The sequence below is a fragment of the Enterococcus sp. C102(2024) genome (genome assembly GCF_040888205.1).
Taxonomy (GTDB): Bacteria; Bacillota; Bacilli; order Lactobacillales; family Enterococcaceae; genus Enterococcus; species Enterococcus faecalis.
Genome location: NZ_JBFOHH010000001.1, coordinates 101,206 through 126,113 on the forward strand (window position 1 = coordinate 101,206; position 24,908 = coordinate 126,113).

Here is a 24,908-nt window from a genome sequence, read left to right on the forward strand (position 1 = left end):
TACATTTTGTAAGGAATGTGCTATACTCATTGAAGAGGTGAGGAAGATGGAAAAAGTAAAAACAGAATCGTTTGTACTTTGTCCCAAATTTGAAAAATCATTTTCAATACTTGGTAAAAAATGGAATGGTTTAATTATTGATGTTTTATTAGAACGAGGTCCTCAACGTTTTGGCGAATTAAAAGAAAAAATTCCAATGTTAAGTGATCGTGTCTTAGTAGAGCGATTGAAGGAACTAGAAGCTGAAGGAATTATCACCAAAGCTGTTCGTTGCGGTGAAGGAAATCGCTTAGAATATTTCCTAACCGAAAAAGGCGAAGACTTGCAATTAGCAATGGAACAAATTCAACATTGGGCAGAAAAATGGGTAAAAGACGAAGAATGCAGTTGACCGCAAGCAAAACTTCTTGTAAACTAAACGTAATTAAATAACTAAAAAAACAGTGATGGAAACAAGTAGTTTGAATTGACGTGTTTTAGGGAGAGTCAGCCAGAGACTGGAAGCTGATTTACACAGTCACCAAGCGAAATTCACTTCCTGAGTTTGTTTGTTTTCAAGAAGAAAGCAAACCGGTAATTGCCGTTAAATGAAATGAGTGCATGACAACAATTTGTTATGAATTAGGATGGTAACACGATAGCTCGTTCCTTTGAAAGGAATGGGTTATCGTTTTTTTTAGTTTAAATAAAAGATAGAGGGGAACGCATAATGACATTACAAGCGCAATTAGAAGCTCTTAGAGACAATACGCTCAAAGAAATCGCACAAGTTGCTACTTTAAAAGAATTAAACCAAATTCGCGTAGAAACATTAGGGAAAAAAGGGCCAATCACCGAAGTATTAAGAGGCATGAAAAACCTTTCACCAGAAGAACGACCAGTGGTGGGGGGCTTTGCAAATGAAATTCGTGATTTATTAACAGAAGCAATTGAAGCGCGCAAAGTTGTTTTAGAAAACGAAGCGTTAAATGCGGCACTAAAAGAAGAAAGTTTAGATGTAACTTTACCTGGAAAACAAATGCCTCAAGGCACACGTCATATTTTGACACAAGTTATGGAAGAGATTGAAGATATTTTCTTAGGCATGGGTTATCAAGTAGTGGAAGGATACGAAGTAGAATCCGATCATTATAATTTCGAACGCATGAATCTACCAAAAGATCATCCAGCACGCGACATGCAAGATACGTTTTATATTTCAGATGAGATGTTAATTCGTACGCATACTTCACCAGTTCAAGCTCGAACAATGGAAAAACACGATTTTTCAAAAGGTGCATTACGAATGATTTCTCCTGGGAAAGTATTCCGTCGTGATACAGATGATGCGACACATAGTCACCAATTCCATCAGATTGAAGGCCTTGTTGTCGATAAAAATGTCACAATGGGTGATTTAAAAGGGACGTTAGAAGTCATGATGAAAAAAATGTTTGGTGAAGATCGTAAAATTCGTTTACGTCCTAGCTATTTCCCTTTTACAGAACCTTCAGTCGAAGTAGATGTTAGCTGTTTTAAATGTGGCGGCGCAGGTTGTAACGTCTGCAAACATACAGGTTGGATTGAAATTTTAGGTGCGGGGATGGTTCATCCAGATGTGTTACAAATGTCAGGGATTGATCCAACAGAGTACTCAGGCTTTGCCTTTGGCTTAGGACCAGATCGCGTTGCTATGTTACGTTATGGTGTAAATGATATCCGTAATTTTTATCAAAATGATTTACGTTTCTTAAATCAATTCAAGGTAAAGGAGTAGTTGAAAAATGTTAGTTTCTTATAAATGGTTAAATGAATATGTTAATCTTTCAAACGTTACTCCGCAAGAATTAGCGGACAAAATGTCTGTGACAGGTATCGAAGTTGAGGGCGTTGCTGTACCTGAAGAAGGCTTAAAGAAAATTGTTGTCGGTGAAGTAAAAGAATGTGTTCCTCATCCAAACTCTGACCACTTATCAATTTGCCAAGTAGACATCGGTGAAGAAGAATTGTCACAAATTGTTTGTGGAGCACCAAATGTGAAAGCCGGAATTAAAGTCATCGTGGCGTTACCTGGTTCAAGAATTGCAGGAAATCAAAAAATTAAAAAAGGTAAAATGCGTGGCGAAGTCTCTAACGGAATGATTTGTTCGTTAGAAGAGCTAGGATATTCAGATAATGTCGTACCAAAAGCCTACGCTGAAGGGATTTATTATTTACCTCAAGAAGCAGTGAATGGGACACCTGTTTTCCCTTATTTAGACATGGATGATGCGATTATTGAATTATCAATTACACCAAACCGTGCAGATGCATTAAGTATGAGAGGGGTAGCCTATGAAGTTGGCGCAATTTATCGTCAAACGCCTCAGTTTAATGATCCCAAACTCAAAGAAGATGCTTCAGATAACGTGGAAAATTACGTAACAGTGACTGTTGAAGATTCACAAGATGCACCAGCGTATCAAATTCGTGTCATTAAAGATGTGACGATTGCAGAAAGTCCTCAGTGGTTGCAAAACCGATTGATGAATGAAGGAATCCGTCCGATTAACAATGTGGTGGACGTGACAAATTATATTTTATTATTATTTGGTCAACCATTGCATGCATTTGATTATCAAAAATTAGATAGTAAAGAAATCTTGGTTCGTCGAGCAACAGCAGCAGAAGAACTAATTACATTAGATGGTGAAACACGTCAATTAACAGAAGAAAATATCGTCATTACGAATGGAAAAACGCCTGTCGGCTTAGCCGGTGTAATGGGTGGAGCTAATTCTGAAATCAGTCAAGAAACAACAACTGTGGCTTTAGAAGCGGCATTGTTCAATCCATTGTCTATTCGCAAAACGTCTAAACAATTCAATTTACGGAGTGAATCTTCAAGTAGATTTGAAAAAGGCATCAACCAAGCGACAGTTGGGCTAGCTTGTGATGTGGCAGCCGCGATGATTGCAGAGTTAGCCGACGGAACAGTGGTTTCAGGCACTGCAGTTGGTTCTGAAGTGGCCGTTAAAGAAGCGCAGGTAGCTGTGACTTTAGAACGAATCAACCAATATTTAGGCACTGCATTAGATGAAGCAACGGTGAATGAAATTTTTGAAGCACTCGGTTTTGCTTATGAAGTAAATCAAGGCGCATATGAAATTACGATTCCACCAAGACGTTGGGATATTGCGATTGAAGCAGATATTATTGAAGAAGTGGCGCGCATTTATGGATATGATCATTTACCTTCAACATTGCCAAGTGGAGAAACAGTTGCTGGAAGTCTAACCAAAGCACAACATGTTACGCGCCAATTAAAGAGCTTACTGGAAGGTCATGGTACGAGTGAAGCCATCAGCTATGCATTGACAACAGAAGAAAAATCCCGTCAATTTATGATGAAAGAAAGTCAAACAACACGTTTGCAATGGCCAATGAGTGAAGAGCGTTCTGTGTTACGTATGAACTTAATTTCTGGTTTATTAGATGATGTTGCATACAATGTGGCACGTAAAAATAATAATATCGCCTTCTACGAAGTAGGACGCGTTTTCTACCAAACAGAAGATCCAACAAAAAATTTACCTACAGAAGAAAATCACTTAGCACTTGCTTTAACTGGTAATACAATGGTTAAAGATTGGCAAACAAAAGCAACAGCCGTTGATTTTTATACAGTAAAAGGCTTAGTGGAAAGTATTGTAGCTGTTTTAGGATTAACAGAAAAAATCAGTTATCAAGCGACAACGGCGATTCCAGAAATGCATCCAGGCCGGACAGCATGGATTTATTTAGAAGGTGAAGTGGTTGGTTTTGTCGGACAAGTTCACCCAACGACAGCGAAAGCGTACGATATTCCAGAAACATATGTTGCTGAATTAAACTTGCAACAATTAGTAGCTACAGAAGCAGGCGGGGTTACTTATGAAGCAGTTTCTAAATTCCCAGCAGTTTCTCGAGATATTGCTTTATTAGTCGATGAAACAGTTACCAATCAAGAACTAGTTAAAACTATTTCAGATAACGCAGGTAAATATTTGAAAGAGATTCATTTATTTGATGTATATCAAGGTGAAAAACTAGGCGCTGGCAAAAAATCAATGGCGTATAGTTTAACTTTCGTTAATGCAGAAGCGACATTAGTGGATGAAGAAATTAACCGTTCAATGGAAAAAGTTGAAAAAGCGCTAATTGAAAAACATCAAGTAGAAGTAAGATAAAATAAAAACAGGAAAGTGGGGCATAAGTCGAAATGACTTATGCCCCACTTTCTAAATCTTAAGATAATCAGCTGAACAAAAGCAGCTCCTTCGGAAATAAGCCGAAATTCTCCAAAAATTAAAGAACAATTTTCGGAAATTCCTTCTTATTTCTTGGAGCTAAACACTTTTGTCTCAGCCTCCTGTTTTTAACTACATTAATAACTTTTCGCCCAATTTCGTGAAAGCCAACGTGAAAATTGTGAGATACTAAAGTTAATAATGAAATAAATAAGGGCGACGATTCCGTAAATAGTGAATACTTGTCCTGTTTGTGCGTAGCGCCCCATTAAGATATAAGATTTGCCAAAGAGTTCTTGTAAAGCAATCACGGAATACAAGAAACTTGTATCCTTGATGACAGTAACAAACTGAGAAACGATCGCTGGTAAAACATTGCGAATGGCTTGAGGCAAAACAATATGATAAAGAATTTGCCAATTTGAAAAACCTTGAGAACGTGCCGCTTCAATTTGTCCTTTATCAACACCATTTAAACCACCACGAATAATTTCCGCTAAAGCAGCGGTGGTAAACACAGTAAAACTCACAATTCCAGCAGGAGTGGATTTGATTTTGAAAATCAAAAAAATAACATAAATCCACAATAAGTTTGGAATATTACGCACCACTTCTACATAAATACTGGCAAGTAACTTCAGTGGTCCATGGGTTTGATTTCGCAAAACGGCTAGAATGGTGCCAAAAATCGTACTCAAAATAATTGAGACGAAGGAAATATAGAGCGTCAATTTTAAGCCGTTAAATAGAAATTGAAAATTATTTGCTGTCAGTAATTGACGCATTTCTTCTGAAAAAGGCATCTGTTTTCCTCCTATCTACTATATGCTTTCTTATTTTTTTCTTCCATTTTTCTAGCCAAATTCGCTAATGGGAAGCAAAGAATGAAATATAAGAAACCAGCAAGCGCAAAGGCGGGAATATAGTTCAAGTTGACAGATGACCAACTATTGGCAGCAAACATTACGTCAGCGCCAGAGATAATGGCAACTGTTGACGTATTTTTAATTAGGTTAACGACTTGATTGGTTAAAGGCGGTAACATAATCCGCCATGCTTGTGGTAAAATCACATACCGCATCGTTTGACCATACGTTAATCCTTGGGAGTAAGCCGCTTCAAATTGCCCTCTTGGGACAGCTCCGATTCCTGAGCGAACCACTTCAGAAATGTAGGCGCCATGATAGAGGCCTACACACAGAATGGCAATCGTAGTAATAGAAAATGAAAGCAGCGGGCTTAGCAGAGGAAAGCCATAATAGACTACGATAAATTGAATCAACAAAGGTGTGTTTTGAAAAAATTCTACATAGACACGACTAATTGCGTGTAAAAGTTTACTTTTGGTCGCTGATAAACTGCCAAAGAAAATGCCTAAAGCAAAGGCGACTAAGATTGCTCCTAAAGAAAGCAGAATAGTATAGAGAAAAGCCTGACCAAAAATTCGCCAATCTTGAAATAAAGCTTCCCAACGATATAAGGCAAACGGCCCTTCTTCAAGCCAGGAAATATTGGCTAATAAAAACATAAAAATCCCTCCTAAAATTTTTGATTCTTCAAGTCTTAGGAATGATTAATTTTTTAAGCCCCAGTCTTGATAAATTTTTTCTAGTGTGCCGTCTTTTTCCCATTTTTCAATTAAACCATTTAGATAATCATTTAATTCAGTATTTGCTTTCTTTGTAGTAATTCCATATTCTTGTGGCGAAAAACCATCTTTTAAAATTTCTGTCTTGTCATCCACATAGCCAGATAGGATTGATTTATCCACTGAAAATGCATCAATTCGTTTAGAAGTTAACGCTGTTTTTAATTCTGGATAGGAACCTAATTCTTGATAAGTAAATTTGATTCCTTCCTCTTGCGCTTTTTTCTCTAAGTTTTCTTTTGTCGTAGCAGATTGTGCAACGCCGATTGTTTTTCCGTCTAAATCTTTCATGCTGGAGAAGTTATCCTCTTTGCGCACAAGGAAACCAATCTCATCTGTATAATAAGGAGTTGTAAAATTATAAGTCTTTTTACGTTCATCAGTAATTGTAAATGTAGCAATTACCATATCTAGTTCACCATTGTCTAAAAGGGGACCGCGCGTTTTCGCTGTCACGCCCACAAATTCCACATTCTCTTCGCTGCCGGTAATTTCTTTCGCAATCAAGCGTGCAATATCTGGTTCCATTCCTTCATTTTTGTTTGTATCAGGATTCATATAGCCAAAATTAGGAATGTCTTCTTTGACACCTACTTTAATTTTCCCTGCTTTTTTTAATTGTTCTACTGTGACCGTTTTGTTTGATGAAGCACTTTTGGAAGTTGAGTCATTGTTGCCGCTACCACAGCCCACAATGATGCCTGCTAATACAAGTAAGGAGAGTCCAGCCAGCCATTTATTTTGTTTTTTCATTGTTCATTCCTCCAATTTTTTGTTTTTTTATTCATTACCCGTTATGAATAATTTTGCTTAGAAATTCTTTTGCACGAGGGTTTTCAGTGCTTGTAAAGAAATGTTCAGGCGTTCCTTGTTCAATAATCTCTCCTTGGTCCATAAAGATTACACGGTCAGCCACTTGACGAGCAAAGCCCATTTCATGTGTGACACAAACCATGGTAATATTTTGTTTGGAAAGATCGACCATTACATCTAAAACTTCTTGAATCATTTCTGGATCAAGTGCCGAAGTCGGTTCATCAAAAAGGATAATCTCAGGATGCATATTTAAGGCACGAGCAATAGCGACCCGTTGTTGCTGCCCGCCAGAAAGCTGCGAAGGATAAGCAGACGCTTTATCAGCTAAGCCGACCCGTTCTAAATACTCCATGCCAGTACGAACCGCTTCTTCTTTGGAAACGCCCATCACTTTAATCGGTGCTAACGTTAAATTATCAATAATCGTTTTGTGAGCATATAAGTTAAAATTTTGAAAGACCATGGCAACTTTCTGGCGAACCTTTTGAATCGGTGCTTTCGGTTTGGTGATGTCAATGTTATCAATTACGACGGAACCATCATTGACTTTTTCCAATTGGTTCATACACCGAATTAATGTACTTTTGCCAGAGCCAGAGGGTCCGATAATGACAATTTTTTCTCCTTGCTCTACATTCAAAGTAATATCTTTTAAAACGTGATGCTCCCCAAAATACTTATTTACATGTTCTAAAGAAATCATAGGCAGTCTCCTTTGCAATCATTTGGTAGAAAAGATAACAGAGGATTCGGTGAGAAACGTGTTATTTAAATTAAATTAACCAAATGCATTTCTAATTGTATTCTTAATGTTAGGAATTATAACATACAAAAAAATGAATTACTAGTTTTTTAATCGAAAAAGATTTCCTTCAAAAAAAGAAATAAATGAGAGCAAAACAGGAAAAATTGACAATAGTCCTTAAAAAGTAGAAAATAAAGGCAGTGAATAAAAGGCAAAGGTAGGATGAGAATGAGCAATCAAGAAGCCATTGGATTAATTGATTCTGGCGTTGGTGGATTAACTGTTTTAAAGGAAGCGCTAAAGCAATTACCAAATGAACGATTAATTTATTTAGGAGATACAGCCCGTTGCCCATATGGTCCACGACCAGCCGAACAAGTCGTTCAGTTTACTTGGGAAATGGCCGATTTTTTATTGAAAAAACGAATAAAAATGCTAGTAATCGCATGTAATACCGCGACGGCTGTCGCATTAGAAGAAATTAAAGCTGCCTTGCCAATTCCAGTTGTCGGTGTTATTTTACCTGGCGCACGAGCAGCCGTTAAAGTCACAAAAAATAACAAAATTGGTGTCATAGGTACCTTAGGGACAATCAAAAGTGCTTCCTATGAAATCGCCATTAAAAGTAAGGCACCAGCAATTGAGGTGACTAGTTTAGCTTGCCCTAAATTTGTCCCCATTGTTGAAAGTAATCAATATCGTTCTTCCGTAGCAAAAAAAATTGTGGCAGAAACACTTCAAGCACTACAATTAAAAGGACTTGATACGTTGATTTTAGGTTGTACCCATTATCCGTTGTTACGTCCGGTGATTCAAAATGTGATGGGAAGTCATGTGACATTAATTGACTCAGGAGCCGAAACAGTTGGCGAAGTTAGCATGCTTCTCGATTATTTTGACATTGCACATACGCCTGAAGCGCCTACACAGCCCCATGAATTTTATACAACTGGTTCTGCAAAAATGTTTGAAGAGATTGCAAGCAGTTGGCTTGGTATAGAGAACTTAAAAGCACAACAGATTCACTTAGGAGGAAACGAAAATGATTAGACATGATAGTCGTGCACCAAAAGAATTGCGAAAGATCACTATTGAAACCAATGTTTTTAAACATCCAGAAGGTTCGGTGGTTATTTCGTTTGGCGATACAAAAGTAATTTGCTCAGCCACTGTCGAAGAAAAGGTTCCCCCATTTTTACGAGGCGGGGGAACAGGTTGGGTAGCAGCTGAATATAGCATGCTCCCTCGCGCGACGAACACAAGAAATATTCGGGAAAGTGCGAAAGGAAAATTAACAGGGCGAACAATGGAAATTCAACGTTTGATTGGGCGGTCATTGCGAGCTGTTGTTGACTTAGAAAAGTTAGGGGAACGGAGCATTGTTGTCGATTGTGATGTGATTCAAGCAGATGGGGGAACCCGTACAGCTAGTATTACAGGCGCTTTTGTTGCTCTACGCTTAGCAGTCAATCATTTATTGATGACTGGTGCGCTAGCGGAAGACCCAATTAAAGAGCATTTAGCTGCTGTCAGCGTGGGTATTTTACCCGATGGTTATTGTGTGCTGGACTTAGATTACGCAGAGGACTCGAATGCTGCAGTGGATATGAACATCGTGATGACCGAGTCTGGTGAATTTGTGGAAATTCAAGGAACGGGTGAAGAAGCTACCTTCTCAGGAGATGAGTTAAATGCCATGCTCTTTTATGGAAAAACAGGGATTGAGGAATTAATTGCGTATCAGAAAGAAGCGCTTTATGCTTTAGCCTCTGAAGAAGTCCCTTCGCAAGATTCAGAAGAGAAAGTGATTGTCATTGCGACTAGAAATCCTGGTAAAGCGAAAGAGTTTAGTTCAATTTTTGGTGAAAAAGGATATACAGTTAAGACGTTATTAGATTATCCGAATTTGCCAGATGTAGAAGAAACTGGTCAAACATTTGAAGAAAATGCTCGTCTAAAAGCTGAAACAATTGCAGAAATTTTACAGAAACCAGTATTAGCAGATGATTCAGGATTAATTGTTGATGCGTTAGGGGGAATGCCAGGAATCTATTCTGCTCGTTTTGCTGGTGAACCAACTAACGATGCTTCAAATAATGCGAAACTATTGCACGAGTTAACGGGCGTGCCAAAAGAAAAAAGACAAGCGCGTTTCCATTGTACATTGGTTTTTGCTGAACCAAAGAAAGAAAGTCTGGTGGTCGAAGCTGAATGGCCAGGAGAAGTCGGTACGATTCCTCGTGGTGAAGGAGGCTTTGGGTACGATTCACTTTTCTATGTTCCAGAGCTTGGTAAGACGGCAGCTGAATTGTCTGGAGAAGAGAAAAATAAAGTCAGTCATCGTGGACAAGCAGTGGCAAAATTAAAAGAACAATGGGAAGAATGGCTAAAAAAATAGGAGTTGAAACGTATGAAAATCTTGGTAGTAAGCGATAACCATGGCGATCGCGACTGTTTGGTTGACTTAGTGAATCATTATGAAGGACAAGTCGATGCACTCTTTCACTGTGGTGATTCTGAATTAGAACCGACAGATGAACTTTGGCAAAAATTCATTGTAGTGCAAGGAAATTGTGATTTTTATGATGAATTTCCCAAAACTGTGACTAAAAAAGTGGGGGATCAAGTTATTTATATGACACATGGTCATTTGGCCAATGTTAGAATGGGTCTCACGACACTTGCTTTACAAGCGGAAGAAGCAGGAGCGACAATTGCCTTATTTGGTCACACTCATGTACTCGGTGCAGAGCGACACAATAACATTCTCTTTGTTAATCCGGGAAGTATTCGTTTACCTCGTGGACCAGTTCAAGAGAAAACATATGCCATAATTGAAAGTACACCTGAACAATATCTCGTTCAGTACTATAACAAAGAGCACCAACCGTTGGAACGATTAAAGGCAACGTTTACGAAGTAAGTGAATGTTAAGAAATAAGTGCTACTTTTTTATTTATCAGATTTTGAGCGTAGGACAAAAATCCAAAAGAGATTTTTGTCCTACGCTCTTTTTTTAGTCGACTTGGATAACCTTTAAGCCGGTCTTACGAAGTTCTGTAATTAAAGTTGACGAGCAATGTTTGTCTGTAATCAAACAATCAAAAGCGGTAATATCAGCAATTTTAAATTTAGATGTCAAGCCGATTTTTCGATGGTCCGCGACCAGAATTTTTACTTTTGTTGTTTGTTTTATCATAAGCTCATTAATTTTTGCTTCATTGAAAATTTTTGTAGTGACGCCATGTTCTAAACTGACCCCGCTACAGCCAATTACGCAAACATCGGCATGCGTTGCGGTGATTGTGTTAATGGCAATATCTCCTACCAGAACTTCTTTAGGAAAACGTAATTCGCCTCCGGTCAAAATATAATTGTATTGAGAAACATGAGGCTTGGTGGCAATTTTTAAATTATTCGTTACGATGGTCAGATGGTCGGCCTTTAAATAATGGAGAATATTCAAAGCAGTGGAACTCGAATTGATGAAAACGGTATCATAATCACTTAGATAGCTACAAGCGACACGAGCAATGGCTTGTTTTAATAACTCCGGTCCTGATTGATCAAAGTCTTTCTGATTTTGGTCGTTGTAAATACAATACCCATATTTTCGAATGATGTCATTCTTAGTTTCTAAGACATTTAAATCACGACGAATTGTGCTTAAGGAAACATTTAAAGCATCTGCTAATTTATAGGTAGTCATTTGTTTGTTTTTTTGCAGCAGCGCGAGAATATTTTGTTGCCTTTTTTCAATGGTTTCTAATGAACTTTTCAAGTAATACAACCTCCTTTAGTTATTTCTTTGGACACGGTCCCCCATGAAATAGTATAACTCATAGGAAAACAAAACACGTAAAAGAATCATTAAAAGTGCAAACAATCATATAAAAGGGTTTTCATTGTGATTTTTTGCGGCTATGATTTTCTTATAAAGCATAACACAATCATTTGAGAAGAGGAGTGGTAGCATGAGCAAATCGATTCATGAAATTACAAAAGAAAGTTGGTTGAAGGCGACATTTCCAGAATGGGGCACTTATTTAAACGAAGAAATTAATCAGACAAATGTGCTTCAAGGAACGGTTGCACTCTGGTGGCTTGGTTGTACAGGAATTTGGCTGAAAACGCATGAGAACACGAATATTTTATGTGATTTATGGTGTGGAACAGGAAAACAAACGCACGGGAACGGCTTAATGAAAAATGGCCATCAAATGATGCGCATGAGTGGTTGCCAAAAAATGCAACCTAATTTAAGAACACAACCTTTTGTGATTGATCCTTTTGAAATAAAAGAGGTAGATGCTTTAGTTGTCACACATATTCATTCAGACCATTTGGATATTCACACAGCTGCTGCTGTTCATCAAAATTGTCCTAAGGCTCTATTTATTGGTCCAAAAGAAGTAGTGAAAACATGGCAACGTTGGGGTGTTCCGGCAGAAAAAACACGGGTTATAGAGCCTGGTCAAGAAATAAAAGTGAACGATGTGAATGTAGTGGCCTTGGAAGCTTTTGATCGAACCGCGCTAATTACTTCTGATGATCCTGAAAATACATTTAAAGGTAAAATGCCTCAGGACATGAATGAACTAGCTGTCAATTATCTATTTGAAACCTCAGGTGGTACGGTATATCACGCCGGAGACTCTCATTATTCTAACTTGTTTGCGAAACATGGTAATCAATATGCAATTGATGTTTGCTTAGGAGCATATGGCGAAAATCCTCGCGGTATCACAGATAAAATAACTTCTGTTGATATGTTGAGAATGGCAGAATCTTTAAATGCGAAAGTAGTCATTCCTGTTCATTATGATATTTGGTCTAATTTTATGGCGGATCCAAAAGAAATCATGGAAATTTGGAAATTTAAAAAAGATCGTTTACATTATCAATTTAAACCATATATTTGGCAAGTGGGTGGCAAATTTGTTTATCCAGATGACAAAGACAACTTAGAATTTAACTTTGATCGTGGCTTTGATGATGTTTTTGTTAAAGAAAATGATACACCATTTCCTTCATTCTTGTAAGAAAGGCTGGATGTACAATGTTAACTTATTTTTGGGAGCAAGAGCTTATTCATTACCCTGATAAAGAACCGGTTAGTTGGCAAGAGGCGATTCAGGAAAGTTGTTTGATTTTACTCCAAAAACACGTCATCGATCAGAGTTATGTCGATGAGATTATTCAGTGTGTCGAAACGTTTGGACCTTATATCATCATTGCTCCTGAAGTAGCCATGCCACATTCATCAGAGGAAAGCGCAGGTGTTTTTGGAACGGCCATTTCTTTTACAAAATTTAAGCAAGCAGTCACTTTTGCTGGCGATCAAGAAGCAAAAACAGCAACATTATTTTTTACATTGGCAGCCCAAAATCCCGCCGAACATCTTGAAAATATCCAGCAATTGATGGATTTATTGATGACGGATGGCGTGATTGCTGACTTGTTAGCAACAAACACGCCAATGGATTTTAAAGAAGTTATGGAGAAATATCAATTATAGGGGGAAAAATCAATGGGGGAGTTCTTGTTAAATAGTTGGACTTATTTTGCTACGAACGTTTTAACACAGCCAGCATATTTGATTGGTTTCATCGTGTTATTAGGTTATCTCTTGTTACGGAGGCCCTTTTATGAATGTTTAGCAGGTTTTCTGAAAGCGACAGTTGGTTATTTTATTTTGAGTGTTGGTTCTGGTGGTTTGGTTAATAATTTTCGCCCTATTCTAGTAGGGTTGAAAGAGCGATTTAATTTACAGGCGATGGTTACCGATCCATATTTCGGGCAAAATGCAGTCGATGCAGGATTGATGAAAACCTTTGGACGAACCTTTGGTGATGTGATGATTTTGTTATTGATCGCATTTATTATGAATATTTTGTTGGTTCGTTTTCAAAAATATACAAAATTGAGAGCCGTTTTTACAACAGGGAATGTTCAGATTCAACAAGCAGCTACCGCTTTCTGGATTTTACTCTTTTGTTTTCCTAACTTAGGTAGAATCGAAGTACTAATTTTTATGGGCTTAATTCTCGGGTGTTATTGGGCAGTTGCTTCAAATTTAACGGTAGGGATTACGCAGGAACTAACAGAAGGTGCTGGTTTTGCGGTAGCCCATCAACAAATGTTTGGCATATTTATTTTTGCAAAATTAGCAGAATGGTTGAAAAAACGTGATCAAAAAAAACATCGTTCAGAGAAGGTCGATAAAAAATTGGAAGATATCGAATTACCAGGATTTCTATCCATTTTTAATGAAAATATGGTTGCTACGTCCATTTTGATGCTCTTTTTCTTTGGCATTATCTTGCTTGTTTTGGGACAAGATTATTTAATTCAAGCTAAATTTATGCAAGAAGAGCAGAGTTTCTTCTTTTATATCATGACCACTTCATTAAATTTTGCTGTCTATTTAGCTATCTTACAATTAGGCGTTAGAACCTTTGTTGACGAGTTGACGCAGTCATTCCAAGGGATTTCAAATACCATTTTACCAGGCGCTGTTCCTGGGATTGACGTAGCAGCGACTTTCGGGTTTGGTTCGCCCAACGCAGTAACAATTGGGTTCCTCTTTGGCGCATTAGGCCAGTTTTTAATGATTGGCTTACTGATTCTATTAAAGTCTCCGACAATCGTTATTGCGGGTTTTATCCCATTGTTTTTTGATAACGCTGTCATAGCTGTTTATGCAAATAATCGTGGCGGAGTAAAAGCTGCTTGTTTATTCCCCTTCCTTTCAGGTTTAATCCAAGTAGGTGGCTCAGCTTTATTTGCTACATGGATTGGATTATCTCAATATGGCGGTTATTTGGGCATGTTCGATTGGGCAACAGCTTGGCCGTTATTTACAATCATTATGAAAGTTCTAGGCTATGTTGGCGTAGCAGTAGTGGTGATTGGGTTACTAATAATTCCGCAACTTCAGTATCGGAGAAATCCAGAAGGTTACTTTATGATTGTCAATGATTATGAACAATATGCTAAAAAATTTCGAGAGAATTAAAGGAGGAATTTGAAATGAGAATACTTGTTTCCTGTGCCAATGGTTCTGGCACGAGTCTAATGATGATGCGGAGTGTTGAAAAAGCAATGAAAGAATTAGGTGTACCGATTACAAAAATTCATCATTGCGCCATTTCAGAAGGAAAAAGCTCTGCTAGCCAATACGACGTTGTTTTTACTCCAGTCAATTTTTTACAAATGTTTCAGCAAGCAGAAAAACGTGGAGTCACAGTGATTGGCATTAAAAATGTAATGTCTCCAAAAGAAATTCAAGAAAAATATATGGCTTCAGATCGTTATCAAAAATCTGAATAAAAGGGTGGGAAAGATGAAAAGACCAAACTTACAAATCGCTTTAGATCATAATAGCTTAGAAGACGCTTTAGCAGATTGTATGAAAGTCGGAGAAATTGTCGATATTATCGAAGTTGGCACTATTTTGTGTTTACAAGAAGGCCAAAAAGCAATTCGTTGTTTAAGACGCATGTTTCCTAATAAAACAATTGTTGCTGATACAAAATGTGCTGATGCGGGCGGTACAGTTGCTCGTAATGTCGCACAAGCAGGCGCTGATTTCATGACGGTCATTTGTTGCGCCACCTTACCAACGATGGCTGCAGCTCAAAAAGAAGTCCGAGAATTACAAGTAGAACTATATGGAAATTGGACAATGCAACAAGCTCGACAATGGCGAGAATTAGGGATTAATCAGGTGATTTATCATCAAAGTAGAGATGCTCTTTTAGCTGGCGGCAGTTGGGGAGAGAAAGATTTGAATAAAGTTCAAGAACTAATTGACTTAGGCTTTGAAGTGTCCGTCACAGGTGGTTTAACTGTCGAAACGCTTGAATTGTTTCAAACAATGGCAGTTGCAACATTTATTGCGGGCCGTGGGATTACTGAATCAAAAAATCCTGAACAAGCAGCCAAAGATTTTCAAAAAAAAATCGATCAGATTTGGAAGTGATAAAATGGCACGAATTGGACTGTATGAAAAAGCACTCCCGCAAAATTTAACTTGGGCAGAACGATTAACATGGGCCAAAAAGTTAGGGTTTGATTTTTTAGAAATGTCAATTGATGAATCTGATGAACGTTTAGCACGATTGGCTTGGACACCAAGCCAGTTACAAGAACTTTTTCAATTAATGGTGAAAGAAGATTTTTTTATCCATTCTTTGTGTTTAAGTGGTCATCGGCGGTTCCCTTTAGGCTCTTTAAATAAAGAAACACGTGAAAAAGGGCGGAAAATTTTATCTCAAGCGATTCGTTTGGCTTATCAATTAAACATACGGGTAATTCAAATAGCTGGCTATGACGTCTTTTACGAAGAAAAAACTGCCGAAACAAGGGAATTTTTTCTTCAAGGTCTGAAAAAGGGCGTTGAGGAAGCTGCACAATACGGTGTCATTCTGGCTGTTGAGATTATGGATGACCCTTTTATGAATAGCATACAAAAATTTCTAGAAATTAAGGAACAAATTCCGTCTCCTTTTTTGCATGTCTATCCTGATTTAGGTAATTTGTCTGCTTGGCCGGAAAATAATCCGGCGGTTGAGCTTGAAAAGGGAATTGCTGAAATCGCTGCTATTCACTTAAAAGATACCTTCGCTGTAACAGACACATTTGAAGGGAAGTTTCGGGAAGTTACTTTTGGAGAAGGCTGTGTTGATTTTACAGGCTTATTGAAAACACTCAAGCGGTTAAACTATAGTGGTCCTTTTTTAATTGAAATGTGGAATGAAACGGATTTGAATTTTCAAGAAAAAATTCAAGCCGCGCAGCAGTATCTCTATCCCAAATTAGTAGAGGCGGGTTATTATGAACAATAAAGCGATCATCCAAGCAATGAAACAACGTGTTTGTGAAGCGAATCTGGCTTTGCCAAAACTGGGCTTAGTCAAATTAACGTGGGGCAATGTTAGTGAAATCAATCGGTCATTAGGGATTATCGTAATTAAACCAAGCGGCGTCAAATATCAAGAAATGACCAAGGAACAGATGGTAGTGACTGATTTAAAGGGACAACTATTGGAAACCAATGCATTAAAGCCGTCTTCTGATTTACCCACGCATCTTTATCTCTATCAAAAAATGCCAGAAATTGGAGCGATTGCGCACACGCACTCCCTGAATAGTGTTACGTGGGCTCAAGCAGGGCGAGCCTTACCTCCTTACGGTACCACCCATGCGGATGCTTTTTATGGCGCTGTACCTTGCACAAGAGCGCTCTCTGAAAGTGAAATTAAAGAAAATTATGAAGAAGAGACTGGCAAAGTCATTGTTGAAACATTTCATGAACAAGAACTAGATCCTTTAGCAGTTCCAGGAGTGCTAGTTTATGGACATGGCCCATTTACTTGGGGAATGACTCCGGAAAAAGCAGTTGAAAACAGCTTGATTTTAGATGAAATCTGTTCAATGGCACGTTTGACGGAAATAATTAATCCAGCTGTTGAACCAATTGATCATTTTTTATTGGATAAACACTATTTTAGAAAACATGGGATTTCCGCTTATTATGGTCAGTGATGGCTGTGATGAAACGTGTGAAAAAGAAGGATAACTGACTGATTAATTGGTCTTTTATAAAAACTTAGTTGTCTGTTATGGGACAACTAAGTTTTTATTTTTTTAAGAAAGCGTTCTCTTTTTTGGGGGAGAATAGAACAAAACGTTAATTTTCGTTTGTTAAGTTATGAAGAATTTGCGAATTCCAAGACTTTTTCCGCAGAATTAGGTACAATAAGTTACGTGTTAAAGAATTAGAAATGGAGGCAACCCAATCATGATAGGGACTGCTGTAAAAGAATTATTATTAGAAAAACAAGAAACATTTTTAGTACCCGCCGAAAATGTCGCCAATGTAATGTGTTTAAATCCGTTAAGTCACGCGGCATTAGTCTTATCGCAAGTTCGCTATTCCAAGATTCCTGTGTTAGATAAGGGAGATCGCTTTGTTGGCTTAATCGGCTTGACAGACGTTGTAGATAAAATGTTTGATTTGACTTCAGTGGATTTTGAAAAATTGAATGAATTTACTGTGGCCGATGTAATGGAAGTCAATGTTCCTGTAATTGGTGAATCGTGGGATTTAGAAGAAGTGTTACATTTATTAGTAGATGCTTCTTTTTTACCAGTGGTTGATGATAATCAACGCTTTAAAGGTATCATTACACGCAAAGAAATTTTAAAAGCGGTCAATCATATGGCGCATGAATTAGAAAAACATCATCTTGTTCTGCCTAAATCAGAAGAAGAAATGAAAGTAATTTAAATAAAACGCAAGAAACTCTTTACTTTTTTCTCATAAATGCGTTATTCTGTATGATAACACGAAGTAAAGGAGTGCTGTGATTGGACGCATATGAGATTATTCAGTATATTGGCGATGCCAAAAAGCAAACGCCTGTTAAAGTAACACTGAAAGGGCAATTAAAAGAAGTCACGTTTCCGGAAACAATTAAGGTCTTTAATAATTGTAAAACTGGGACATTGTTTGGCGATTGGGCTGACGTAAAACCTTTTTTAGAAGCAAACAAAGAAAAAATTGAGGATTATGTTGTAGAAAACGATGCACGTAACTCAGCAATTCCTTTTCTTGATCTGAAAGACATTAATGCTCGGATTGAACCAGGTGCTTTGATTCGCGAAAAAGTTGAAATTGGCGATCAAGCGGTGATTATGATGGGGGCTATTCTAAATATTGGCGCCGTCGTTGGTGCAGGGACTATGATTGATATGGGCGCTGTTTTAGGCGGCCGTGCAACTGTAGGAAAACATTGTCATATTGGCGCAGGAACGGTTTTAGCTGGTGTCATTGAACCACCAAGTGCCGCACCTGTGGTTATTGAAAACGAGGTTGTCATTGGAGCGAATGCGGTCGTACTAGAAGGGGTTCGTGTTGGTGAAGGTGCCGTTGTGGCTGCTGGGGCAGTAGTTGTGGAAGACGTTCCAGCGCATACCGTTGTCGCAGGCGTGCCAGCAAAAGTAATTAAACAAATTGATGATAAAACCAAGAGTAAAACAGAGATTTTAGAAGAATTACGTAAACTCTAAAAATAAATTAGTCAGTCGCGATGAAGAAACTTCTTCATGGCGGCTTTCGATTACCCCAAAAATGAAGGAGTGGCTTTTGTGGAGCAAGAAGAATTAATTGCGATTAGACGGCAACTACATCAAATACCTGAAATCGGTTTAGAAGAAAAGGAAACACAAGCCTTTTTACTTAATGAAATTGATAAAATGAAGCAACCTTATCTGCAAGTTCGAACATGGCAAACGGGGATTTTAGTCTTCATAGAAGGCAAAAATCCTCAGAAAACCATCGGCTGGCGTGCTGATATTGATGGTTTACCTATTCAAGAGGAAGTGGTTTCTGCTTTTCAATCAAAACGACCAGGGTTTATGCATGCCTGTGGGCACGATTTTCACATGACAATCGGTTTAGGGGTTTTGAAAGAATTAAGTCAACAGCAACCAGACAATAACTTTTTATTTTTATTTCAACCTGCTGAAGAAAATGAAGCAGGGGGGATGTTGATGTATGAAGACCACGCGTTTGGTGAGTGGTTACCTGATGAATTTTATGCGCTTCATGTTAATCCTGATTTGCCAGTCGGAACTATTAGTACCAGAGTAGGGACATTGTTTGCTGCCACTTGTGAAGTGAACATTACCTTAAAAGGAAAAGGTGGACATGCGGCTTTTCCGCATCAAGCAAATGATATGGTCTTGGCGGCCACAAATTTAATTCAGCAAGCGCAAACGATCGTTAGTCGAAATGTTGATCCTGTGGTCGGAGCAGTCGTTACCTTTGGGACTTTTCATGCAGGGACTGCCTGTAATGTGATTGCCGAAGAAGCAACTTTATCTGGTACAATTCGCACATTGACAGCAGAAACTAATGAACAAACGCAGCGAAGAATTCGCGAAATTAGTGAAGGTATTGCGCAATCTTTTCAATGTGAAGTAACTGTTCATCTTGATCAGAAAGGGTATTTACCTGTAGTGAATGAGCCCGCATGTACCACGAATTTTATTGAATACATGAGCAAACAAGCAACAGTTCAATTTCAACAAGCGCCGGTTGCAATGACAGGTGAAGATTTTGGCTATCTATTGTCTAAAGTCCCAGGCACGATGTTTTGGTTAGGCGTGGCAAGTCCCTACAGCCTTCATTCTGCTAAGTTTGAACCGAACGAAGAGGCGTTATTGTTTGGAGTGGAGGCAGTTAGTGGCTTTTTAAAATCATTGGACAATTAGAAAAACAGCCACCAGATAACTAATAAGTATCTGGTGGCTGTTTTTTATTTTGCAATAATGGGCGTATTGGGAATCGTAAAGCCGGCCTCTGTTAATGCTTTGATATATTGAGCTAGAAATTCTTCTTTGACCGCAAATTGTTTGCCGTTTAGTACATACATGGTCGTTCGCACCGCAAAGTTGCCATTGCCTAAATCGACCATACCAAAAATATCTGGCCCAGTTTGAATACTTTCGATATACTTTTCTTTTAATGTTTCATTGACTTCTGTAATCACTTCACAAATTTTTTCATAACCTTCTTCAGGATTGATGCGGACATCAATTAACACTTGCATGTTGGCACGAGACAGGTTACTGATTGTAGTGATGTTTCGGTTTGGAATAAAATGAACAGTTCCATCAACCGCTTTAATTTGAGTGGTTCGTAATCCGACAGAAGTAACTGTTCCTTCAATATTTAACGCCAATAAGCGAATATAATCGCCTACATCCATTTGTTGTTCTAAAATAATGAAAAATCCGGTAATTAAGTCATTCATGAATCCTTGAGCCCCTAAACCAATGGCAACACCGGCAATTCCCGCTCCGGCTAATAATGAGCCAACAGGCACACCGACAATGGTCAAAAGAGAATAGATAAAGAAGAAGAACAGCGTATATTGAAATGCATTAATGATTAGAGTGTGTAACGTTTTTAAACGGCTTTCACTAAAATGTTGCTTTTTACTATAATTTGCATAGGTGCGATCAATTAAATATTTCCCGATTCGCTGAATAATAAAAAATAGAAAAATTAAAAATAAAATTGATAAACTTTTTTCAATTAAGGTAGCGACAATGGCATCCCAATTAATATTGTTCCAAAAGCGTTGTAGCGCGCTCACTTTTTTTACGGTCGCTTCTGCTAAATCAGGAGCAGAAGAATCAACTGTTTCAGTACTGGATAACCCAAGTATCAACATAAAAATCCAACTTTCTCTAAAATTTCTTCTTTTAGTATACTAAATCTCTCGGCGAAAGGGGAAGAAAATAGAAAGTTTTTTTAAAGACTTAACATGTTTTTTTAGGAATGTTATAATTTTGTAAATAAATAATATATTTTATAATTTTGTTAAAGGTTGTGAGTGCTGCGTGAAAGTTTCAATTGAATGGGCAAAAAATGATTTACTTTCTAAATTACCTGTAACAATTTTTATTGATGAACGATGTGCTACTCGCTTGACGGCTGACAAGCGACGAACATTCATCTTCCATAATCCAGTCGCTTTACGATTAGGGAGTCGTTTTTTTAGTAGTCAGATAATCGAAATTGCGGAATCATGTACATTGAAAGTTTCCTTTAATTGGTCCTGTGTTTATCTCTTTTGTATCTGGTTACTTGCAGTTAAACTGTGGATTGGAAGCGTTAGCGGTCGAACAATTGTAGTTGTGGCACTAATCGGAGTGCTGACCTATTGGCGTCGTTATTTATTAAAAATAAAGAAAATGACCTGATGAGTCGTGATTGTTTCGTGAAAGAAGAATGCGTAGTATACTAAAAGTAATGAAAATGAAGGGACTGAAGAAACACATGACTTTGGATAAAACAAAAAAATTAGCAAACGGCAATGAAATGCCACGCCTAGGTTTAGGTGTTTGGCGTGTAGAAGATGGCTCAGAAGCAACAAATTCAGTAAAATGGGCTTTAGAAGCGGGTTATCGCTTGATTGATACGGCAGCCGTTTATAAAAACGAAGTAGGGGTGGGCGAAGGCATTCGTCAATCGGGTATTCCCCGCGAAGAAATTTTCGTGACGACGAAATTATGGAATGAAGATCAAGGCTATGAAAATGCGATTAAAGCATTTGATAAAAGCTTAGAAAAATTAGGGCTAGACTATGTTGATTTATATTTAATTCACTGGCCTGTTGCTGGTAAATATAAAGAATCATGGAAAGCATTAGAAGAAATTTACGCAAGTGGTCGTGCCAAAGCAATTGGTGTTTCCAATTTTCATCAACATCATTTGGAAGATTTATTAACAGAAGCAAATGTTGTGCCAATGGTGGATCAAATTGAATTACATCCTACGTTAACACAAGAACCGCTACGAAAATATTTAGCCGAAAATAAGATTGCCGTGGAGGCTTGGTCTCCTCTAGGACAAGGTAATTTATTATCTGAGCCAGTACTAGTGAAAATTGGTGAAAAATATGGCAAATCAGCAGCCCAAGTGATTATTCGTTGGCACTTACAAAATGATATTATCGTGATTCCTAAATCTGTTCACGAAAAAAGAATTCAGGAAAATTTTGCTGTCTTTGATTTTGAATTAACACCAGAAGAAATAACCGCAATTAATCAGTTAAATAAGGATCATCGTTTTGGTGCAGATCCAGATAATTTTGATTTTTAAGTATGATAGCAAGTAAAAACGGAGGGGCGAAAGACGTCCCTCCGTTTTTACTATAATTTTTGAACAAAGTAGTTAAAGAGTGCTTGGGATTTGGCATCACGTGCGTACATTAGTTCAGGATGCCATTGAACAGCTAATAAAGGCTGCTGTTCATTTGTTGATTCCACTGCTTCTGCAAGGCCATCAGAGGACCAAGCAGTAACGCGTAAATCTTTTCCTAAAGTATGTAGTGCTTGGTGATGGTACGAGTTGACTTGACCAGTTGTACCATATATGTTTGATAATTGACTGTCTGGTTCAACATCAATACGATGCGTCGCAAAGATTGGTTGAGTGGGTTGTTGTCCGTGCTTAACTGACCATTGTGGATACATCGATAAATCTTGATATAATGTGCCACCTAAAGCAACATTGACTAATTGCATTCCACGACAAACCGCAAAAATAGGTTTGTTTTGTTTTAAGGCTTCTTCAATTAGGGCTAACTCAAACTCGTCACGATCACGATTCGTTTCTTCTAATTTTATATGGGGTTCTTGTCCGTAAAATTCAGGGGCAACATCTTGACCGCCTGCTAAAAGTAGTTTATCAATTTGTTGTATATACGTAGCGGCTAACTCTTTGGGGCCAATTGGCAAAACGAGAGGAACGCCACCTGCGGCTTGAACAGCGCTAACAAAACCTTGTGGGGTGTAAGTCACTTGGTTACCGTGAAACACTTCAGCTGCCTGCAAAAGTTGATTGCCAGCGATTCCAATAATTTTTTTTGTCATAATAACATCACATCCTCAATAAATTCATACGTTCTATTGTAGCACTTTTTTTGAAAAAAGTGTTTGAGAAGAAGTCGAGACAAGTTTTGTCTCGGACAGCTCTCAAACACAAAAAGCTCAGTAAGTGAACAAGTGAAACTTTTTAACGTTCACGAATGACTTCGATTTTATACCCATCTGGGTCGACAACAAAGTAATAAGATGGTGCAGTTCCAGGTAAGCCTTTTAAGTCAGTGACAGTTAAGCCAGCCGCTTGATGTTTTTCGTGTAATCCTTCTAAATCATCTGTACTGATGGCGATATGACCATAACCGTTTCCTAAATCGTATGCTTCATGATCATAATTATAAGTTAGTTCTAGTTCGTAGTCGTCTCCTGGTAAAGTTAGATAAACCAAAGTAAATTTATTTTCTGGAAAATCACGACGGCGACTTTCTTCAAAATTGAAGGCTTTTTGATAGAAATCTAATGATGCCTCTAAATCTTTTACACGCACACATGTATGAGCCATTTTCATAGTTAAAAACTCCCTTTCAAACTTAATTATATTTCCAACGTTAATAGTAGCATAGATAAACGTGAAATGTAGAGAAAAACGCTTGGTTTCTGACTTGTTCTAAAGGAATTTCTCAGGTAAAATAGATGAAAAGAGAAGAGGTGCGCCAATGAAAACGCCAACGTTTGGAAAAAGAGAAGAGACATTGACCTATCAAACAAGATATGCTGCATACATTATTGTTTCAAAGCCAGAAAATAACACAATGGTTCTGGTACAAGCGCCAAATGGAGCTTATTTTTTACCAGGAGGCGAAATTGAAGGCACCGAAACGAAAGAAGAAGCGATCCATCGAGAAGTGCTAGAAGAATTGGGAATTAGTGTAGAAATTGGCCGTTATTTAGGGGAAGCTGATGAATATTTTTATTCGAACCATCGCCAAACGGCCTATTATAATCCTGGCTATTTTTATGTAGCGAATACTTGGCGGCAACTTAGCGAACCCTTAGAAAGGACCAATACTTTACACTGGGTTGCACCAGAAGAAGCAGTCCGTTTATTAAAAAGAGGAAGCCACCGTTGGGCCGTTGAAAAATGGCTAGCGGCAGCATCATAAAATAACGAATAACCCTCAATCTATGTTGATTAGATTGAGGGTTATTGTTATTGAAAAGAATGTTTAAATTAAAACCATTTTTTCAATAATTTGAGCGACACCATCTTCGTCATTACTAGTGGTATGCACATCGGCAATTGTTTTAACATTTTCTGTCGCATTGCCCATCGCAACACCAATCCCAGCGTAATCAATCATGGATAAGTCATTTTCATTGTCACCAATGGCCATCACTTCGTCTTTATTTAAGCCTAAATGGTCTGCCAATTTTGCTAGAGCATTGCCTTTGCTAGCATTTTTATTCATGATTTCATAGTAAAAAGGCGTACTTTTAACAGTCGTATATTTTTCGGTAAAATGTAATGGTAATTTTGCAATGGCAGGATCTAAAACTTCCGGCTCATCAATCATCATCATTTTAATAATGTTCATCTCTGGTGTCATTTCATCCACCGTACGATATTTTAAAGGCATGTTCACTAAAGATGCTTCGTGAATCGTATATTTACCAATATTGCGATTGGCAGTGTAAATAGCGGAATCATCAATTGTGTGCAAGTGTGCGCCGACTTTACGAGAATACATTTCAATTTCTAAAAAATCCTCATAACTCAAGGTATAGCGTGAAATAATCGCATTATCTTTGGTTGCTTGGACAAGCGAACCGTTGTAGGTAATCACGAAATCATTTTCACCATATAAGGCTAATTCATCCAATTGTTCTTTGACGCCTGGCAAAGGACGGCCTGTACATAAAACAATACGAACACCTTGCTCATTTGCTTTTTGGAGCGCTTCTTTGACCCGTGGGGTAATCTTGTGTTGTGAATTTAGCAATGTTCCGTCGATATCAATAGCAACTAACTTAATTGACATAGAATCCTCCT

The 24,908-nt window shown here is 37.9% G+C and carries 28 protein-coding genes and 1 other annotated feature; of the genes, 19 read left to right on the forward strand and 9 right to left on the reverse strand.

The genetic code is table 11. The features are described 5' to 3' along the window. Positions 1–46 precede the first annotated feature (46 nt). The 3 genes from AB3I34_RS00600 (at position 47) to pheT (ending at position 4,187) form a co-directional block, all read left to right on the forward strand. Positions 47–391, forward strand: a complete 345-nt coding sequence (locus AB3I34_RS00600) for a helix-turn-helix domain-containing protein (protein ID WP_002358035.1) — start codon at positions 47–49, stop codon at positions 389–391. Between the two features lie 43 nt (positions 392–434). Beyond that, positions 435–653 (forward strand) — a binding site (T-box leader). Between the two features lie 56 nt (positions 654–709). Continuing rightward, a complete protein-coding gene (gene pheS / locus AB3I34_RS00605; protein ID WP_002358034.1) occupies positions 710–1,756 on the forward strand; it encodes a phenylalanine--tRNA ligase subunit alpha in 1,047 nt (348 codons plus the stop codon). A 7-nt stretch (positions 1,757–1,763) separates the two neighbouring features. Further along, the gene (pheT, locus tag AB3I34_RS00610; RefSeq protein ID WP_010712292.1) at positions 1,764–4,187 is read left to right on the forward strand and encodes a phenylalanine--tRNA ligase subunit beta; all 2,424 of its coding nucleotides are present in this window, start codon (positions 1,764–1,766) and stop codon (positions 4,185–4,187) included. A 197-nt stretch (positions 4,188–4,384) separates the two neighbouring features. Here pheT and AB3I34_RS00615 read toward each other — a convergent pair whose 3' ends face one another. Genes AB3I34_RS00615 through AB3I34_RS00630 form a run of 4 tightly spaced genes read right to left on the reverse strand, consistent with a single transcriptional unit; the run spans position 4,385 to position 7,414 of the window. Then, positions 4,385–5,050, reverse strand: a complete 666-nt coding sequence (locus AB3I34_RS00615) for an amino acid ABC transporter permease (protein WP_002382114.1) — start codon at positions 5,048–5,050, stop codon at positions 4,385–4,387. Between the two features lie 11 nt (positions 5,051–5,061). Further along, the gene (locus AB3I34_RS00620; protein ID WP_002363695.1) at positions 5,062–5,775 is read right to left on the reverse strand and encodes an amino acid ABC transporter permease; all 714 of its coding nucleotides are present in this window, start codon (positions 5,773–5,775) and stop codon (positions 5,062–5,064) included. Positions 5,776–5,820: 45 nt separating this feature from the next. After that, positions 5,821–6,648 carry a transporter substrate-binding domain-containing protein gene (locus AB3I34_RS00625; RefSeq protein WP_010712293.1) on the reverse strand — a complete coding sequence of 276 codons (828 nt, stop codon included), beginning with the start codon at positions 6,646–6,648 and terminating at the stop codon, positions 5,821–5,823. A 34-nt stretch (positions 6,649–6,682) separates the two neighbouring features. Beyond that, positions 6,683–7,414, reverse strand: a complete 732-nt coding sequence (locus AB3I34_RS00630) for an amino acid ABC transporter ATP-binding protein (protein ID WP_002377841.1) — start codon at positions 7,412–7,414, stop codon at positions 6,683–6,685. Between the two features lie 264 nt (positions 7,415–7,678). Between AB3I34_RS00630 and racE the strand changes: the two genes are divergently transcribed. The 3 genes from racE to AB3I34_RS00645 are packed head-to-tail and all read left to right on the forward strand — an operon-like array spanning position 7,679 to position 10,379. Continuing rightward, positions 7,679–8,506 carry a glutamate racemase gene (racE, locus tag AB3I34_RS00635; protein ID WP_002358027.1) on the forward strand — a complete coding sequence of 276 codons (828 nt, stop codon included), beginning with the start codon at positions 7,679–7,681 and terminating at the stop codon, positions 8,504–8,506. Further along, positions 8,499–9,854, forward strand: a complete 1,356-nt coding sequence (gene rph, locus AB3I34_RS00640; protein ID WP_010712294.1) for a ribonuclease PH — start codon at positions 8,499–8,501, stop codon at positions 9,852–9,854. Before racE ends, rph begins: the two co-directional genes overlap by 8 nt. Before the next feature lie 12 nt (positions 9,855–9,866). Then, positions 9,867–10,379: a metallophosphoesterase gene (locus AB3I34_RS00645; RefSeq protein ID WP_002386618.1), complete on the forward strand. Its 513-nt coding sequence runs from the start codon at positions 9,867–9,869 to the stop codon at positions 10,377–10,379. 93 nt (positions 10,380–10,472) lie between these two features. Here the strand turns inward: AB3I34_RS00645 and AB3I34_RS00650 are convergent, their stop codons facing one another. After that, positions 10,473–11,237 carry a DeoR/GlpR family DNA-binding transcription regulator gene (locus AB3I34_RS00650; RefSeq protein ID WP_002382117.1) on the reverse strand — a complete coding sequence of 255 codons (765 nt, stop codon included), beginning with the start codon at positions 11,235–11,237 and terminating at the stop codon, positions 10,473–10,475. A 193-nt stretch (positions 11,238–11,430) separates the two neighbouring features. On the opposite strand from AB3I34_RS00650, the gene ulaG reads away from it, so the two are divergent. From ulaG to AB3I34_RS00700, 10 genes are all read left to right on the forward strand, one after another. Continuing rightward, complete coding sequence (gene ulaG / locus AB3I34_RS00655; protein ID WP_002360582.1) at positions 11,431–12,498, forward strand: L-ascorbate 6-phosphate lactonase; 1,068 nt, start codon at positions 11,431–11,433, stop codon at positions 12,496–12,498. Positions 12,499–12,515: 17 nt separating this feature from the next. Next, complete coding sequence (locus AB3I34_RS00660) at positions 12,516–12,974, forward strand: PTS sugar transporter subunit IIA (protein WP_010712295.1); 459 nt, start codon at positions 12,516–12,518, stop codon at positions 12,972–12,974. A gap of 12 nt (positions 12,975–12,986) precedes the next feature. Continuing rightward, positions 12,987–14,474 (forward strand): PTS ascorbate transporter subunit IIC, encoded by a 1,488-nt coding sequence (locus AB3I34_RS00665; protein WP_085444130.1) that lies wholly within the window; start codon positions 12,987–12,989, stop codon positions 14,472–14,474. A 14-nt stretch (positions 14,475–14,488) separates the two neighbouring features. After that, complete coding sequence (locus tag AB3I34_RS00670) at positions 14,489–14,788, forward strand: PTS sugar transporter subunit IIB (protein WP_010712297.1); 300 nt, start codon at positions 14,489–14,491, stop codon at positions 14,786–14,788. A gap of 13 nt (positions 14,789–14,801) precedes the next feature. Next, a complete protein-coding gene (locus tag AB3I34_RS00675) occupies positions 14,802–15,440 on the forward strand; it encodes a 3-keto-L-gulonate-6-phosphate decarboxylase UlaD (protein ID WP_002396906.1) in 639 nt (212 codons plus the stop codon). 4 nt (positions 15,441–15,444) lie between these two features. Further along, positions 15,445–16,305: an L-ribulose-5-phosphate 3-epimerase gene (locus AB3I34_RS00680; RefSeq protein WP_010712298.1), complete on the forward strand. Its 861-nt coding sequence runs from the start codon at positions 15,445–15,447 to the stop codon at positions 16,303–16,305. Beyond that, positions 16,295–17,005 (forward strand): L-ribulose-5-phosphate 4-epimerase, encoded by a 711-nt coding sequence (locus AB3I34_RS00685; RefSeq protein ID WP_085444131.1) that lies wholly within the window; start codon positions 16,295–16,297, stop codon positions 17,003–17,005. The genes AB3I34_RS00680 and AB3I34_RS00685 overlap by 11 nt, the downstream gene beginning before the upstream one ends. Before the next feature lie 256 nt (positions 17,006–17,261). Next, positions 17,262–17,750: a cyclic-di-AMP-binding protein CbpB gene (cbpB, locus tag AB3I34_RS00690; RefSeq protein ID WP_002358013.1), complete on the forward strand. Its 489-nt coding sequence runs from the start codon at positions 17,262–17,264 to the stop codon at positions 17,748–17,750. An 80-nt stretch (positions 17,751–17,830) separates the two neighbouring features. Then, on the forward strand, positions 17,831–18,532 hold the full coding sequence (gene dapD, locus AB3I34_RS00695; RefSeq protein ID WP_002358012.1) for a 2,3,4,5-tetrahydropyridine-2,6-dicarboxylate N-acetyltransferase: 702 nt from the start codon (positions 17,831–17,833) through the stop codon (positions 18,530–18,532). Positions 18,533–18,568: 36 nt separating this feature from the next. Further along, complete coding sequence (locus AB3I34_RS00700) at positions 18,569–19,738, forward strand: N-acetyldiaminopimelate deacetylase (protein WP_002386002.1); 1,170 nt, start codon at positions 18,569–18,571, stop codon at positions 19,736–19,738. 44 nt (positions 19,739–19,782) lie between these two features. Here the strand turns inward: AB3I34_RS00700 and AB3I34_RS00705 are convergent, their stop codons facing one another. Continuing rightward, complete coding sequence (locus tag AB3I34_RS00705; RefSeq protein WP_010712299.1) at positions 19,783–20,703, reverse strand: mechanosensitive ion channel family protein; 921 nt, start codon at positions 20,701–20,703, stop codon at positions 19,783–19,785. 169 nt (positions 20,704–20,872) lie between these two features. Here AB3I34_RS00705 and AB3I34_RS00710 point away from each other — a divergent pair, with 169 nt between their 5' ends. Then, positions 20,873–21,235 carry a hypothetical protein gene (locus AB3I34_RS00710; protein ID WP_002358008.1) on the forward strand — a complete coding sequence of 121 codons (363 nt, stop codon included), beginning with the start codon at positions 20,873–20,875 and terminating at the stop codon, positions 21,233–21,235. A gap of 76 nt (positions 21,236–21,311) precedes the next feature. Beyond that, positions 21,312–22,136 (forward strand): aldo/keto reductase, encoded by an 825-nt coding sequence (locus AB3I34_RS00715; RefSeq protein WP_002363713.1) that lies wholly within the window; start codon positions 21,312–21,314, stop codon positions 22,134–22,136. A 50-nt stretch (positions 22,137–22,186) separates the two neighbouring features. Here the strand turns inward: AB3I34_RS00715 and AB3I34_RS00720 are convergent, their stop codons facing one another. Next, entirely contained in the window at positions 22,187–22,909 is a 723-nt protein-coding gene (locus tag AB3I34_RS00720; RefSeq protein WP_002358005.1) for a gamma-glutamyl-gamma-aminobutyrate hydrolase family protein, read from the reverse strand. Between the two features lie 142 nt (positions 22,910–23,051). Then, complete coding sequence (locus AB3I34_RS00725; protein WP_002358003.1) at positions 23,052–23,426, reverse strand: VOC family protein; 375 nt, start codon at positions 23,424–23,426, stop codon at positions 23,052–23,054. A 148-nt stretch (positions 23,427–23,574) separates the two neighbouring features. Here AB3I34_RS00725 and AB3I34_RS00730 point away from each other — a divergent pair, with 148 nt between their 5' ends. Further along, a complete protein-coding gene (locus tag AB3I34_RS00730; RefSeq protein ID WP_002363716.1) occupies positions 23,575–24,021 on the forward strand; it encodes an NUDIX hydrolase in 447 nt (148 codons plus the stop codon). Positions 24,022–24,084: 63 nt separating this feature from the next. On the opposite strand, the gene yidA is transcribed toward AB3I34_RS00730, so the two are convergent. Continuing rightward, on the reverse strand, positions 24,085–24,897 hold the full coding sequence (yidA, locus tag AB3I34_RS00735; RefSeq protein WP_002358000.1) for a sugar-phosphatase: 813 nt from the start codon (positions 24,895–24,897) through the stop codon (positions 24,085–24,087). Positions 24,898–24,908 lie beyond the last annotated feature (11 nt).